Raw genomic sequence first — 14,636 nt, 5'->3', positions numbered from 1 at the left:
CGCAGGTGCGAATGGCACCATGAGGTAATGGCCCGCACCACCCGACAGCGCGCAGCGGTCCGCGCCGTCTTCGCCGGGCTGGAGGGCTTCCACAGCGCCCAGGAGGTGCACGGACTGCTCCGCTCGACCGGCGATCAGGTCGGGCTGTCGACGGTGTACCGGACCGTGCAGGCGATGGCCGACGACGGCGAGCTGGACTCGATCCGCACCGACTCCGGCGAGGCGCTCTACCGCCGGTGCAGCCGCCAGCACCACCACCACCTGGTGTGCCGGGCGTGCGGCCGGACCGTCGAGGTGGAGGGGCCGACGGTGGAGCGCTGGGCCGACAGCATCGCCGACGAGCACGGCTTCGCCGACGTCAGCCACACGCTGGAGATCTTCGGCACCTGCGCCGACTGCCGCGTCGTCCCGGCCGAGAGCTGAGACGACGACGGCCCCCGCACCGTGGGGTGCGAGGGCCGTCGACCACTGGCTGGGTCACTGCCAGCCGCAGACCGCCAGGTTCTGGTCGACGCCGACGACCAGGTCGTACGTGCTGCCGTCGTCGAGCTGCAGCGTGAACGACACGATGTCGAGGTCACCGCCGTTCTCCACGCCGTCCACGTTGCCGCCGGAGATGCCGTGGCCGCTGAGCGTGACCTGGTAGAAGAGGATCTGGGTCGCGTCCTCCGGGGAGACACCGTTCTCCGACGCCGCCTGGGCGATGGTCGACTGCCAGTCGGGGCACAGCGAGTTGTAGGCCGTCGTGAAGTCGCCGCTGACCATGGCGTTCACCCAGTCCAGAGCCGCCTGGCCCGAGCCGGCGAACGAGCCGTTGTCGGCGCCGGTCTGGTCGCCGCCCATCGAGCCGCCCGGGTTGGTGGGCGGGGGCTCCGCACCGCCGGGCAGGCTCATGTCGGTGTTCATCGGCCGCATCGACTCCGACGAGCTGCTCGACGAGGAGCTGGAGCTCGACGAGCTGGTCGACGTCGTGGTGCTCGCCGCCGTCGCGGAGTTGTTGTCGTCCTTGTTCAGGACGACGAACAGCACGACACCGGCGGCCACCAGGACGACGACGACCGCGGCGATGATCCACGGCAGAGGGCTCTTCTTCGGCGGCTGACCGTAGGGCGGGTAGCCACCGGGAGCGCCGCCACCGGGCGGGAACCCGCCCCCGGGAGCGCCGTACGGCCCCGGCTGCTGCTGGGGCTGGCCGTACGCCGGCTGGCCGTACTGACCCGGCTGACCGGGCTGTCCGTACTGACCGGGCTGCCCCTGCTGGCCGGGCTGGCCGTAGGGGCCGGGCTGACCGGGCTGCCCGTACGGGCCGGGCTGACCCGGCTGGCCGTACTGGCCGCCGTAAGGACCTGGAGGCTGGCTCATCGTGCTTCTCTCGTTCGACGTGCGGGGGGCGGCGCTCGCCCGTGGCGGCGGCCAAGGTAGTGATCGGCGGTGCCGCCGCCTACGGGTTCGTGCGCGGTATCTGTCACGGGTCCGTCACGAAATGCCCCGCTCGTCCCGGCGGACCGCTCGGCGAGCGAGATCCGGCTCGCCGAGGACGTGATGCCTGTTCGCGGGCCAGGCCGGTACCTAGACTCCGCCCCGACGACCGCCCGGCGCCTATCCGACGAGCGCCCTGGCCGGCGGCCACACGGAAGGTTTCGCGGTGGAATTCGAACAGTTCGGTGCCTATCGCATCGAGGCGTTGCTCGGTCGCGGTGGCATGGGTGAGGTCTATCGGGCCTTCGACACCGAGCACGACCGGGTCGTGGCACTCAAGGTCCTCTCCGAGGCGCTGGCCGCCGACCGCGGCTACCGCGAGCGCTTCCGCCGCGAGGCCCACCTCGCCGCCCGGCTAAACGAGCCGCACATCGTCCCGATCCACCGCTACGGCGAGATCGACGGGCGGCTGTTCCTCGACATGCGGCTGGTGCCGGGCCGCGACGTCGCCGCGGTGCTCGCGCAGGAGGGCCCGATGGGCCCCGAGCGGGCCGTCTCGATCGTCAGCCAGGTCGCCCGCGCCCTGGACTCCGCCCACGCCGACGGTCTCGTCCACCGCGACGTGAAGCCCTCGAACGTGCTGCTGACCGGCGACGGCGACGACGAGTTCGTCTACCTCGTCGACTTCGGCATCGCCCGCTCCACCACCGACACGTCGGGACCCGCGCTGACCCAGACCGGCGCGGCCCTGGGCTCGTTCGACTACATGGCCCCCGAGCGCTTCCTCGAGAAGCCGGTGGACAAGCGGGTCGACGTCTACGCGCTGGCCTGCGTGCTCTTCGAGTGCCTGACCGGACGTCGTCCGTTCGTCGGCGACGGTCTGGCCACGCTGATGTACGCCCACCTCAACACCGCCCCGCCGACGCCGTCGTCGGTGCGCCCCGACCTGCCCGCCGCGCTGGACGAGGTGGTGCTCAAGGGTCTGGCCAAGGACCCCGACGAGCGCTACGGCACCGCCGGTGAGCTCGCCTCGGCCGCCCGCAAGGCGCTGCACGCCGCCGGCGTGACGGTCAAGCCCGAGGCGAAGGCACCGGTGGCGCCGCCGACCTCGATCACGCCGATCCCCTACATCCCGCCGCAGACGGTGGGCTTCTCCAACCCCGGTCCCGCCGGTGGCTACGGCCCGCCGTCCAACCCGGGCCAGGCGGCGAGCTACGGGCCGCCGTCCAGCCCCGGCCTGCCCGCCACCGGGTACGGGCCGCCGTCCAACCCCGGCGGCGGCTACGGGCCGCCGTCCAACCCGGGCCCGTCGACCGGCTACGGGCCGCCGTCGAACCCCGGCGGCAGCTACGGGCCGCCGTCCAGCCCCGGGCAGGGCTTCTACTCGCAGGGCCCCTCGACGTACGCCCCGCCCGGGCAGGCCGGCGGGCCCCCGCCGTACGCGCCGGGCGGTCCCACCGGCGCACCGGGATCCGGCGGCGGCAAGAAGACCCTGCTGCCGATCCTGCTCGGGGTCGGCGCGCTGGTCGTCGTCGGCGTCGTCGTCCTGGTGATCGTGCTGACCGGCGGCAAGGGGGGCGACAACCCGCCTGTGACCAGCTCCTCCTCGACGTCCACCTCGTCGGAGACGTCGACGTCGACCGAGACGACGACCACCGAGACGACGCCCTCGGCGTCGGGTGACGAGGACACGCTGCGCTCGGAGATCCCCGCGGGCTTCGACTCGGCGAGCTGCACCACGCTGGCGCCGGCCGGCGACGGGGACCTCGCCGCGCTCGACTGCGGCGCGGCGACGTCGCAGCCCGGGCCGGACTTCTCCCGGTTCTACCTCTACCCCGACAGCGCCACGGTGGAGCAGGTGTTCCTGGACGACGTCACCGGCGTGAACCTCACCGAGCTGAGCGCGGACCAGGCCTGCCCGGACACCCAGGGCTACTACTACTACACCGGCACGAACGGCGACCAGGCCGGCCGGGTGGCCTGCTACGTCAGCGACGACAACAACGCCGTCCTGGTCTGGACCCAGGACGACGCCCACGCCGAGGCCGTCGTGCAGCTGACCGGTGGCGGCACCGAGGGGCTGGCCACCCTCTGGACCTGGTGGCGCGACGGCGCCAACAGCGACTTCCAGCTCTAGCGGCACAGCAGAACGGCCCCGCTCCTCCCAGGGAGCGGGGCCGTTCTGCGTCGTTCAGGCGTTGGCGAGCGCGGGCGCGGCGAGCGCCTCCAGCCGCTGGGCGACCTCCTCGGCGGTCGCCGGCCGCTCCCCCACCGGGGCCAGGCAGGCGCGCACCAGGTCCGCCTCCTCCGGGGACAGCCCCGAGGCGACGGTCGGCTCGGCGCTCATCACCTTGCGGATGGCCAGCAGCGGCTCGGAGTCGGGCAGCTCGCCGTAGAGGCCGGTGCCGGTCAGCGCCCGGTGCAGCGTGGCCCCCAGCGCGAACACCTCGGTGGCCCGCGACGGGCGCTCCCCGCGCAGCAGCGCCGGGTCGAGGTACTCCACCGACGCCGCGCTGGCCATGCCGGTCAGCGTGACGCCCGGGGTCAGGTAGCGGGCCAGGCCGAGGTCGGACAGCTTCGCGCCGTCCTCGGTCAGCAGGATGTTGGCCGGCTTCAGGTCACCGTGCGTGAGCCCCGCCTCGTGCAGCGCGTGCAGGGCGTGCGCGGCGTGTGCGACGGCCCGCAGCACCTCACCGCGCGAGAGCGGCCGGGCCGGGGCGGCGAGCGAGCCGAGCGGCAGGTACTCCATCGCGTACAGGAAGCTGTCCTGCAGGACGGCGTCGTAGACCTTCACCAGGTACGGCGACTTGACCTGCGCGAACGCCCGCAGTTCGCGGACCCCCCGCTCGTACGCCTGCTCGCTGTGCTGGCCCGTGAACACCTTGACCGCGACGAATTCGTCGGGCAGGCCGAGCCGCGCCGGCGGGCGGGCGAGGTAGAAGCGGCCGTGGTTGCCCTCGCCGAGCAACCGGACCACCTGGTAGTCCGCGATGGCGGCGGGGGCGGAACCGACCAGGCCGGCGGCGTCCATGCATGTCCTCCAGAAACCTTGCGCATCCCCGGTCGCCCGGGGCGCCGCAGTGCGCGGCAGCGGGTCAGTCTGCCGGGGACGGGGCGGTGGCGGAACCCTGTTGCGCGCCCGCTGCGGGGCAGTTCTCCCAGGGCGCTCGGGAACCCCCCACGGGCCCCGCGGCGCGGTTAGCATCCGCGCGCTCGCACGCGTGCTGCGGGCGTGTCCCGAGCCCCGGGGCACGGTGTCCGCCCGTCTTCCCGGCCCTGGCAGCGCAGGCCGGTTCCCCTGCGGAGTAACTCGTGGACCACACACCGGCCGAGATCGTCAGCTACGTCTTCCTCGACCTGGCGGTGATCGTGGTGGTCGCCCGGTTGTTCGGGCGGCTGGCCCTGCGGGTCGGCCAGCCCGCCGTCGTCGGCGAGATCATCGCCGGCATCCTGCTCGGCCCGACGCTGCTCGGCGCCCTGCCCGGGGACCTCGACACGAAGCTCTTCCCGCCCGACGTCCGGCCCTTCCTGAACGTGCTGGCCCAGCTCGGCCTGGTGCTGTTCATGTTCCTGGTCGGTCTCGAGGTCGACCTGTCGTTCATCCGCGGCCGCGAGCGGATCGCCGTGTCGGTGTCGCTGTCGTCGATCATCCTGCCGTTCGCTCTCGGCGTCCTGATCGCCTCGGTGCTGTACGCCTCGCACTCGGTGGTGAACGGCGACAAGGTCACCTTCCTCGCCTTCGCGCTGTTCATCGGTGTGTCGATGTCCATCACGGCGTTCCCCGTACTGGCGAGGATCCTGACCGAACGCGGCATGCACCGGATCCCGGTGGGCGTCCTCTCCCTGGCCTGCGCCGCGGTGGACGACGTCCTGGCGTGGGCGCTGCTGGCCGTGGTGGTCGCGATCGTCTCCGCCGGGTCGCTGGTCGGCGTCGCGAAGATCATCGCCCTGACGATCATCTTCGCCCTGGTGATGTTCCTCGTGGTCCGCCGCCTGCTCACGGCGCTGGTGACCCGCTACGAACGGTTCGGCCGGCTGACCCCCGAGATGATGGCCGTGGTGCTCGTCGGCATCCTGGCCAGCTCGTGGATCACCGAGGAGATCGGCATCCACTTCATCTTCGGTGCCTTCATCTTCGGCGTGATCATGCCGCGCAAGCACGCCGCCGCGCTCACCCACGACATCGTCGACCGGCTGGAGCAGGTCAGCGTCCTGCTGCTGCTGCCGGTGTTCTTCGTGATCACCGGGTTCAACGTCGACCTCGGCGCGATCGACGCGGCCGGCCTCGTCGAGCTCCTCCTGATCCTGCTGGCCGCGATCGCCGGGAAGTTCATCGGCGCGTTCACCGCGGCCCGGCTCCAGCGGGTCCCGCGGCGCCAGGCGACGGCGCTGGCGACGCTCATGAACACCCGAGGTCTCACCGAGCTGGTCATCCTCAACATCGGTGTGCAGCTCGGCGTGCTCGACGGCGAGATGTTCACGCTGCTGGTGATCATGGCCATCGTGACGACGGTGATGACCTCGCCGCTGCTCAAGGTCATCTACCCGCCCCGGGTGCTCGCCCGCGACATCGCCGCCGCCGAGAAGGCCGAGCTGGGCCTCGTCGACGCCTACACCGTGGTGGTCGCGGTGGACGACCCGGTGCACGACCAGGCACTGGTGCACCTCGCCTGCGACCTGGTCGGGCGGGAGTCCCCGGCTCAGGTGGTGCTGGTCCGCGTCGTCCGCCGGACGACGCCGAAGCCCGAGGTCGCCAGCGGGATCGGGGCCGATCTGGCGCTCATCGCCGAGGCCGGCCTGGAGCTGCGCGACCTCGCCCGGCTGGTGGAGGCGCGCGGGATCAAGGCCTCGGTGGCGTCGCGGTTCAGCGCGGAGCCCTGGACCGACCTCTGCGAGATCGCCACGAGCAGCGAGGCCGACCTCGTGCTGGCCCGGCGCGGCTGGGGCGTGCCCGACAGCGGCACTGCGTCCGAGACGCCGTGGCCGGCCGGGCTGCTGGGGTCCGTCGTCCTCGTCTCCGGGGAGCTGGGTGAGCCCGGTCTGGTCCCGCAGGGCCCGGTCTCGGTGGTCACGGACGGCGACGCCGACGGGCGGGCCGCGCTGCGGCTGGCCGCGCAGGCGTCGATGGGCCGGTCGGTGCCGCTGCAGCTGCGGGCAGGCGAGGGCTGGCGGGCCGGGCGGCGGGTCTCCGGCGTCGCCGAGGGCCTGCGCCGTGCCGGCGTGACCGTGGCCGAGGAGGAGGACCCGGCCGCGGTGCCGTCGCTGCTGGTGGCCCCCGCGGGGGTGCCGACGGAGATGGCGGACGCCGACCTCACCCCGGTGCTGACCGTCCACGCCGGCATCGCCGACAGCGACCGGGACATGGACGAGACGCTGGCCGGTATCTCCGCCGGTCCTGCGACGACCTAGCCGCACCCGACCGGGAGGGCGCTGCCTCGAGAAGGCAATCCGTGCACGATCGCCCGGCGTGTCGGGGCGTGTCGGCTGCACAGATCGCCTTCTCGGGTCCGGGGGACGCCGGACACCCGGGAAGACGCCCTGAACGTGACGGCGCCCGCGTCCCCGGAGCGGGGGCGCGGGCGCCGGCGTGCTTCTCGCGGCCCTTACGTGGCGCCGTGCGGCGACTCGAAGGCGAACTGGCGGCTGCCCATGCGGACCGCCATGCCCGGCACGAGCCGGACCGGCTGGTTGGGCACCAGCGACTGCCAGGCCGGGGCCCCGGGCGGAGCGACGAGGGTGCCGTTGGCCGAGCCGATGTCGACCAGGACGACGTCCCAGCCCTCGAGCCGGATCTCCGCGTGGTGCCGGCTGACCCCACCGGTCTGGTCGACGACCAGCAGCGGGCGCAGCTGACCGGAGGTGACCCGGTCGTCGGTCTCCGGCTCGCGGCCGAGCAGGTAGTCCATGTCGAGCGAGACCGTGGCCCCGTTGTCGAAGACCAGCAGCCCGAGCGGCGGCCGGACACCTTCGATGAAGACGCCGGTCCGCTCCGCCATGCGGATGCCGCAGAGGTTGCAGAACAGCACCCGCGGGTCGTTGAGGTGCCCGCGCGAGCAGAGGAAGCCCTTGACCTTGGGCCGGGTGTCCTCGGGCTCCTGCTCGATCAGAGCGGCCGGCGGCTGCTCGCGGTCGAGCACCGGCAGCGGCTCGCGGGGAGCCTCCTCCTCCGGCGGAGCGAGCAGGGACGACGCGAACGCCGGCGGCGGCAGCTCCACCGGGGGCGGCGCGGGCGCCTCCTCGGCCTGCGGAGCGGCAGCCTGCTCCGGGACCGCGTGTTCGTGCGGGTGCGCGTGGTCGTGGTCGTGCGCGACCGGCGGTGGCGCCACCGGCGTGGGAGCGACCGCCACCGGCTGCGCCGGGACGCCCGGGGGCGGCAGCAGCGAGCTCGGCGAGGGCAGCCGCACCAGCGCGGTGGGCGACGGTGCGTCGGGCATCGGTGTCGGCGCCGGGGCGACCGCGGGCGAGAGCACCGCCGCCGCGCCGGGGACGACGCCGGACTCGAGGTCGGCCAGCGGGTGCGGGGCCATGTCGAGCGGGCCGCCCGCCGAGAGCCGCAGCGGTGCCGGCGGCCAGTCGACGAGCCGGTCGAGGATGCGGGTGCCGTCCTGGAGCCGCTCGCCGTCCGCCGGGGTCAGCCGCAGGCCGAGGTCGGGCACCTCGGCGACACCCTCCCCCACCAGCGCGACCGCGAGCCCCTCCTCGGTGGCCGCGGCGAGCGCGAACGACGGCAGGTCCGACACCGTCGGCAGCCACGCCCGCAGCTCGTCGTGCAGCCGGCGGCCCGGCGCCCGGCTGCCGGCGGCGGAGACCCGCCGGCACAGGGCGACCAGCTCGCCGACCTTGGTGTCGCCGACCGGGGCGGCGGCCGGGGCCTTGACCGGCGCCGCGCCCCAGCCGCCCAGCTTCGGGGCGGGTGCGGCCGGCGGCGCCGGCGTGGCCTCGACGCCGACGACGAGCAGGATGCCGGGCATCCGCACGATCAGGTCGTCGCCGGGGGCGATCGCCACCGAGACCTGGTCGAACGGCGGCACCGTCGTCGGGGCCGGCCCGGTGGAGCTCGCCGGAGCGAGCGCGCTGTCGGCCGCCATCAGATGAGCCTCCCGCCGTTGATCCGCCAGTGGATGAACGGCACCCGCATGGGGCCGTTGGCGACGAGCCAGACCAGCAGCCAGGTCGTCGCGAAGTCGATCACGAACGCCGGCCCGGGCAGCTGGTCGGGGTCGATCCACCACACCGCGCCGCCCTTGAAGAGGAACCAGACGAGCAGGCCCTCGGGGATCGCGGTGAGCAGCCCGAACAGGGTGGGCCAGTCCTTCTCCCAGCGGAACTGCTGGATGCCGTGGTAGATGAACTCCCAGACCACGCCCAGCACGGTCGTCACCAGGAGCACCGAGAAGGTGACCTTGTACGCCGTCGACAGCGGGGCGTCGATGGGGAGAACCGGGGTGATGATCAGGGTCCAGATCGAGCCGACCACAGCCAGCAGGAAGATCCTTGTCTGGATGCGGCCGTTCAGGGTGGGCAGCACGGTCGTCTCTCTCGGTCGAGGGGTGGGATAGCCGCAGTCGGGATCAGATCGTCTTGTTCCGCATCCACTTCAACCATTGGCTCGTCGATCGTCCGGGGCCGATCTTCTTGGTGAAGCCCTGCCTGACCAGGTCGTCGAGGACTTCCACGCAGGCGATCTGCAGGCCGTAGAAGGTGTCGACGCCCGGGAAGTAGCCACCGAGCGTGGCGCTGCCGACCGCGTAGATCTTGCCGCCGTTCTGCGCCCCGCGGAGCTCGAACGAACGCTCGACGTCCAGCCGGCCGACGGGGTTGCGCCCGACGCCGGAGTGGTCGAGCAGGTCGGCGAGGACGCGGTGCTCGCGGATGTCGGCCTCGAGCCCCGTGCAGTCGAGCACGAAGTCCACGGTGCCGACCTGCGGGCCCTGGTCGGTGTTCAGCCCGACCTCGACGAGCTCACCCACCGGCTTCATCGACGTGATCTCGCCGATCATCACCCGGTACCAGCCTTCCCGGCGGCCGCGGCTGAGCTGCTCCAGCCAGTTGCGCCGGAAGGGGGTGTTGGTGCCGCCCATCTCCTTGTAGAGCTTGGCGCGCTCGGCCCCCTCGGACTTGCGCACCTGCGCCTTGAGCTGACCGCCCCACACCGACTTCGGGTAGTTGAAGCCCTGGTAGGCCCAGCCGTCGGCGCCCTTGCGGCGCTTGAAGATGCCCGGCCCGTGCGGCTTGTCCGTGTAGGTGCGGAACAGGTGGATGATCTGGGTCTGCAGGCCCTTGGCGTCCCGGTCGTCGATCAGCCGCTGCAGCACGCGGGAGGCCACGATGCCGCCGCCGCGGATGAGCACGATGCCCGGCTTGAGCGCGAGCTTCTCGTACAGGTGCTCGTGCGACTCGTAGGCGTTGACGACCTTGTAGTCGTTGTACGTGGAGCGGTAGTTCTGCAGGTCGTCGAGGTACTTCAGGCCCGGGTAGCCGATCGCCACGTGCACCCACTGGCTGCGGTAGGCGATGCGCTTGGTCGGGGCCGCGCCCTCGGGCGGGGTGAGGATCGTGAAGTACCCGCCACCGACGCGCCGCCGCACCATGCGGACCTGGCCGTGCACGACCATCTCCGGGTAGCGGATGCGGTACATCTCCCGCTCGATGCCCTCGAACACCACGCCGGCCTTGGGCGTGTAGTAGTTCGCGAAGATCGGCTCGACGAGGACGTTCCACAGCATCTTGATGTTGCCGTGCAGTCCCTCGGAGAGGGCGTAGCTGGGGAAGCCCCAGATGTTGTCCGGCCGGGACTGCGAGTCCGACCGCAGCCGCTCCTTGCGGGGCACCTGGGAGACCGTGGTGAGGTACTCGTAGCTCTCCCACGGCGTCTTCAGCGGCGTCAGCACGCGGATGGAGTTCGTCGGGACGCCGGAGATCCGCAGGTAGTCGGCCATGACGAACGAGCCGATACCACCCCCGACCGTGACGAACGGGACGTCGATGATGGGGATGCCGGCCTCGGCCAGCATCTGGTCGGTCCAGAAATCACTGGCGATCAACTGGTCGTTGAGGTCGCCCGGCTGGGCAGGTGCCGCGGCACCCTGGCCATGCTGCGGCGCGATGGTGCTCTCGCTCACGGTGGGGGTCCGTCCTCTCACGGGGAGCCGCCACTCTCGGGCTCGCTGAGGACCCGTGTCAACGGGTCCCCGCGCGCTGCGAGCAGTCGTGGCCGAATGGTCGTCGGGACCGGCTCGGACGGGGTGTCCGGGCGGCGTCCGAAGAGTCCCCGGGAGGACTTGGACCGGGCTTGCGCGAGCCTTGCGAAGCCGGTCAGCGACGCCTTACGCGGAGCCGAAGCGACGCTGCCGCGAGGCGTACTCCTCGCACGCCGCCCAGAGCTGGCGGCGGTCGAAGTCCGGCCAGAGGGTGTCGAGGAAGACCAGTTCGGCGTAGGCCGACTGCCACAGCAGGAAGTTGCTCGTGCGGTTCTCCCCCGAGCTGCGCACGAACAGGTCGACGTCGGGCATGTCCGGCTCGTCGAGGTACCGGGCGACGGTGGCCTCGTCGACCTTGTCGGGGTCCAGCCGCCCGGCGGCGGCCTCGCGGGCGATGGCGGCCGCGGCGTCGGCGATCTCGGCCCGCCCGCCGTAGTTGACGCACATGGTCAGGGTGAGGACGTCGTTGTCCTTGGTGAGCTCCTCGGCGATCTCGAGCTCCTTGATCACGCTGCGCCACAGCCGCGGACGGCGACCGGCCCAGCGCACCCGCACCCCGAGGGCGTGCATCTCGTCGCGGCGGCGGCGGATCACGTCGCGGTTGAAGCCCATGAGGAAGCGGACCTCCTCGGGGCTGCGGCGCCAGTTCTCGGTGGAGAACGCGTAGGCGGAGAGCGCCTTCACGCCGAGCTCGATGGCGCCCTCGACGCAGTCGAACAGCGAGTGCTCGCCGGCCTCGTGGCCCTTGGTGCGGGGCAGCCCGCGCTGCTTGGCCCAGCGGCCGTTGCCGTCCATGACCAGGGCGACGTGCCGCGGGACCTTGTCCTTCGGGATGTCCGGCGGGCGGGCACCGGACGGGTGCGGCGTCGGCGGCTGCGGCATCAGCTGCGGTCCACCAGCGACAGCGAGCGCAGCCCCCGCTCCAGGTGCCACTGCAGCAGCGCCGCGACCAGGCCGCTGCCCTCCCGGCACTGCGGGCCGAGGCTGGCCTCGGCGCGGTCCCAGTCGCCGGTCAGCAGCGCGTCGAGGTGCTCGATGGTGAGCGGGTTCGGCATCGCCGAGCCGGTGGGGCGGCACGGCGGGCAGACGGTGCCGCCGGCCGGGACGGAGAAGTGCCGGTGCGGGCCCTGCTCGCCGCAGCGGGCGCAGTCGCCGAGCGCCGGTTCCCAGCCGGCCACCGACATCGCGCGCAGCAGGAAGGCGTCGAGCACGAGCCCGGCGGGGTGGGCCTGCTCGGCCAGCGACCGCAGCGCGCCGATCACGAGCAGGAACAGCCGCAGCGACGGCTCCTTCTCCTCGGCGGTGAGCCGGTCGGCGGTCTCCAGGACGGCGGTGCCCGCGGTGTAGGCCGGGTAGTCGGCGGCGATCGGCTCGCCGTAGGCGCGGATCGACTCCGCCTGGTTGACGATGTCGAGGTTGCGGCCGGTGTAGAACTGCAGGTCGACGTGGCTGAACGGCTCCAGCCGGGCACCGAACTTGCTCTTGGTGCGGCGCACGCCCTTGGCCACCGCGCGGACCTTGCCGTGCCGGCGGGTGAGCACCGTGACGATCCGGTCGGCCTCGCCGAGCTTCTGGGTGCGGAGGACGACGCCTTCGTCCCGGTACAGCGACTTCGGGGTGGTCGACACGTCAGTACCCCAGCCGGTTGAGCTTCTTGGGGTCGTCCTGCCACTCGCCCAGCACCGTGACGTGCAGGTCGAGGTGCACCCGGGCGCCGAGCAGCTGCTCGAGCCCGGCGCGGGCCTCGGTGCCGATCCGCTTGATCATCTCGCCGCCGCGGCCGAGCAGCATCGGCTTCTGGGTCTGCCGCTCGACGTGCAGCAGCGCGTGCACCTCGACCAGCTCGGCGCCGGGCTTCTTGGGGTCGGGACGGCGGACGAGCTCCTCGACGGTGACCGCCAGGGAGTGCGGCACCTCCTCGTACACCTTCTCCAGCGCCGCCTCGCGGATCAGCTCGGCGATCTGCCGCTCGACGTCGTCGTCGGTGCGCTGCTCCTCCGGGTACATGGGCGGGCCCTCGGGCAGCAGCCCGACCAGGAGGTCCTCGAGCAGCTCGACCTGGTCGCCGGCGACCGCGCTGACCGGCACGACCTCGGCGGCCTCGACCAGGGAGCTGGCGGCCATCAGCTGCTCGGCGATCTGCTTCTTGCTCGCCGCGTCGGTCTTGGTGACCACGACGACGACCGGGGCCGTGAACTCCTTGAGCTGGCGGGCGATGAACCGGTCACCGGCGCCGACCGGCTGGTCGGCGGGGACGCAGAAGACGATCACGTCGACGTCGGCGAGGGTGTCGCGGACGACGTCGTTGAGCCGGCGGCCGAGCAGGCTCTTCGGCTTGTGCAGCCCCGGGGTGTCGACGAGCACCAGCTGGCCGCCCGGGCGGGTGAGCACGCCGCGGATCGCGTGCCGCGTCGTCTGCGGGCGGTTGCTGACGATGCCGACCTTGGTGCCGACCATCGCGTTGGTCAGCGTCGTCTTGCCGGCGTTGGGGCGACCCACCAGGCAGGCGAAGCCGCTGCGGTACGGCTGCTCGTCGGGTGCGGTCACGCCGTCCAGTCTCCCACCCCGCACCGACAGCCCGGCTCAGGTGCGCCGGGCTCCGGGCAGTCCTCTGCTGCCGACCACGATGCCCACGGCGACGAGGGCCTGCACGGCGAACACGAGCAATGCGGCGTCCAGCGTCCCGGCGCGCCCGGCGAGGCTGACGAACAGCGTGCCGAGCGTGGCGACGCCGACGGCGAGGCTCACCTGCTGCGTCGTCGTCAGCACCCCGCTGCCGACCCCCGCCGAGGCGACGGGCACGTCGGACAGGACGACGCGGATCAGCGACGGCATGATCCAGCCCTGGCCGAAGCCCATGACCACGAAGGCCGGCGCCAGGTCCCACACCCCGATCGAGGGCCAGCCGACCTCCAGCGTCAGGGCCAGCGCGGCCAGGCCCACCAGTTGGAGCGCCGCGCCGATCGTGATCACCGTGCGGCCCAGCCGGCCGACGACGCGGGGCATGAGCAGGGACGCGGCCAGGAACGGCAGCGCCAGCGGGAGCAGCGCCAGTCCGGCCTCCCCCGCGCTCCAGCCGAGGGTGCCCTGCACGACCAGCGCGTAGACGAACATGAACGCCCCGAAGCCGGCGAAGAACGGCCCGGCGAGCAGCAGTCCCCGGCGCATGCTGCGGTGTTCGAGGATCGACGGCGGCAGCAGCGGCGTGCGTCCCCGGTGCTCCAGCCGGCGCTCGACGACGGCGAAGGCGGCCACCCATCCCGGTGTCGAGGCGAGCAGGACCACCGACCACGCCGGCCAGCCCAGGGCACGGCCCTCGGTGAGCGGCAGCAGCACCGCGACGACGGCGGCGGCGAGCAGCGCCGTGCCCGGCAGGTCCGGCCGGGCCGACACCGGCGACCGGGTCTCGGGCAGGAGCCGCCGGGCCGCCCACAGCCCGAGGAGTCCGATCGGCACGTTGACCAGGAAGATCGGGCGCCAGCCGGTGCCGTCGAGGTCGGCGGAGACGAGCGCCCCGCCGAGCACCTGACCGACGACCGCCGCGATGCCGCCGGTGGCGCCGAACCAGCCGACGGCCCGGGCTCGCGAGACCTGGTCGCCGGTGGCCTGGATCGTGGAGAGCGTCTGCGGGACCAGCAGTGCCGCCGCTGCCCCTTGCAGCACGCGGGCGAGCACGAGCGTCGTCGCCGTCGGGGCGAGCCCGCACAGCAGGCTCGTGATCGTGAACAGGGCCATGCCGAGGAGGAACAGGCGCCGGCGGCCGAAGGCGTCGCCGAGCCGGCCGCCGACGACGAGCAGGACGGCGTAGGCCGTCGCGTACCCGCTGACGACGAGCTCGAGCGCCGCGGTGGAGGCGTCCAGATCGGCCGCCATCGTGGGCAGCGCGACGTTGACGATGAAGAAGTCGAGCATCGGCAGCAGCACGCCGACCAGGACCGTGGCCAGCCCGGCGGCGGTCAGGGCGGGTGCGACGACGGGCGCCGGGACCTCGGTGCGGGGGCGGTCGACTGCGGTCAT

12 protein-coding genes are annotated in these 14,636 nt (G+C 72.8%); 3 read left to right on the top strand and 9 right to left on the bottom strand.

Annotated elements, in window-relative coordinates:
* The first annotated feature begins 27 nt into the window (after window positions 1-27).
* Window positions 28-423 carry a Fur family transcriptional regulator gene (locus GGQ55_RS17340; RefSeq protein ID WP_179718815.1) on the top strand — a complete coding sequence of 132 codons (396 nt, stop codon included), beginning with the start codon at window positions 28-30 and terminating at the stop codon, window positions 421-423.
* Between the two features lie 54 nt (window positions 424-477).
* Here the strand turns inward: GGQ55_RS17340 and GGQ55_RS17335 are convergent, their stop codons facing one another.
* A complete protein-coding gene (locus GGQ55_RS17335; RefSeq protein ID WP_179718813.1) occupies window positions 478-1,362 on the bottom strand; it encodes a hypothetical protein in 885 nt (294 codons plus the stop codon).
* 283 nt (window positions 1,363-1,645) lie between these two features.
* On the opposite strand from GGQ55_RS17335, the gene GGQ55_RS26520 reads away from it, so the two are divergent.
* Window positions 1,646-3,556, top strand: coding sequence for a serine/threonine-protein kinase (locus GGQ55_RS26520; protein WP_366489572.1), 1,911 nt, complete (start codon window positions 1,646-1,648; stop codon window positions 3,554-3,556).
* Between the two features lie 54 nt (window positions 3,557-3,610).
* Here the strand turns inward: GGQ55_RS26520 and GGQ55_RS17325 are convergent, their stop codons facing one another.
* Window positions 3,611-4,450: a serine/threonine-protein kinase gene (locus tag GGQ55_RS17325; protein WP_179718810.1), complete on the bottom strand. Its 840-nt coding sequence runs from the start codon at window positions 4,448-4,450 to the stop codon at window positions 3,611-3,613.
* 281 nt (window positions 4,451-4,731) lie between these two features.
* On the opposite strand from GGQ55_RS17325, the gene GGQ55_RS17320 reads away from it, so the two are divergent.
* Window positions 4,732-6,828, top strand: coding sequence for a cation:proton antiporter (locus GGQ55_RS17320; protein ID WP_218859319.1), 2,097 nt, complete (start codon window positions 4,732-4,734; stop codon window positions 6,826-6,828).
* 194 nt (window positions 6,829-7,022) lie between these two features.
* Here the strand turns inward: GGQ55_RS17320 and GGQ55_RS17315 are convergent, their stop codons facing one another.
* The 7 genes from GGQ55_RS17315 to GGQ55_RS17285 form a co-directional block, all read right to left on the bottom strand.
* Window positions 7,023-8,507 (bottom strand): FHA domain-containing protein, encoded by a 1,485-nt coding sequence (locus tag GGQ55_RS17315; RefSeq protein ID WP_179718809.1) that lies wholly within the window; start codon window positions 8,505-8,507, stop codon window positions 7,023-7,025.
* Window positions 8,507-8,947, bottom strand: a complete 441-nt coding sequence (locus GGQ55_RS17310) for a hypothetical protein (protein WP_179718807.1) — start codon at window positions 8,945-8,947, stop codon at window positions 8,507-8,509. The genes GGQ55_RS17315 and GGQ55_RS17310 overlap by 1 nt, the downstream gene beginning before the upstream one ends.
* 43 nt (window positions 8,948-8,990) lie before the next feature.
* Entirely contained in the window at window positions 8,991-10,541 is a 1,551-nt protein-coding gene (locus tag GGQ55_RS17305; RefSeq protein ID WP_179718805.1) for a hypothetical protein, read from the bottom strand.
* Between the two features lie 204 nt (window positions 10,542-10,745).
* Window positions 10,746-11,501, bottom strand: coding sequence for an isoprenyl transferase (locus GGQ55_RS17300; protein ID WP_179718803.1), 756 nt, complete (start codon window positions 11,499-11,501; stop codon window positions 10,746-10,748).
* Window positions 11,501-12,247 (bottom strand): DNA repair protein RecO, encoded by a 747-nt coding sequence (gene recO / locus GGQ55_RS17295; RefSeq protein ID WP_179718801.1) that lies wholly within the window; start codon window positions 12,245-12,247, stop codon window positions 11,501-11,503. Before recO ends, GGQ55_RS17300 begins: the two co-directional genes overlap by 1 nt.
* Window position 12,248: 1 nt before the next feature.
* Window positions 12,249-13,166, bottom strand: coding sequence for a GTPase Era (era, locus tag GGQ55_RS17290; RefSeq protein WP_179718800.1), 918 nt, complete (start codon window positions 13,164-13,166; stop codon window positions 12,249-12,251).
* 36 nt (window positions 13,167-13,202) lie between these two features.
* Complete coding sequence (locus tag GGQ55_RS17285; protein WP_179718798.1) at window positions 13,203-14,636, bottom strand: MFS transporter; 1,434 nt, start codon at window positions 14,634-14,636, stop codon at window positions 13,203-13,205.

The sequence above is a fragment of the Petropleomorpha daqingensis genome (assembly GCF_013408985.1).
Lineage (GTDB): Bacteria > Actinomycetota > Actinomycetes > Mycobacteriales > Geodermatophilaceae > Petropleomorpha > Petropleomorpha daqingensis.
The sequence above is the reverse complement of the archived record's forward strand: the minus strand, read 5'-3'. Positions and strand labels throughout refer to the sequence as shown.

Bases quoted from the DNA above. Each gene is read 5' to 3' on its own strand.
- GGQ55_RS17340 (WP_179718815.1), top strand. From the start codon at position 28: ATGGCCCGCACCACCCGACAGCGCGCAGCGGTCCGCGCCGTCTTCGCC.
- GGQ55_RS17335 (WP_179718813.1), bottom strand. From the start codon at position 1,362: ATGAGCCAGCCTCCAGGTCCTTACGGCGGCCAGTACGGCCAGCCGGGT.
- GGQ55_RS17325 (WP_179718810.1), bottom strand. From the start codon at position 4,450: ATGGACGCCGCCGGCCTGGTCGGTTCCGCCCCCGCCGCCATCGCGGAC.
- GGQ55_RS17315 (WP_179718809.1), bottom strand. From the start codon at position 8,507: ATGGCGGCCGACAGCGCGCTCGCTCCGGCGAGCTCCACCGGGCCGGCC.
- GGQ55_RS17300 (WP_179718803.1), bottom strand. From the start codon at position 11,501: ATGCCGCAGCCGCCGACGCCGCACCCGTCCGGTGCCCGCCCGCCGGAC.
- GGQ55_RS17285 (WP_179718798.1), bottom strand. From the start codon at position 14,636: ATGACCGCAGTCGACCGCCCCCGCACCGAGGTCCCGGCGCCCGTCGTC.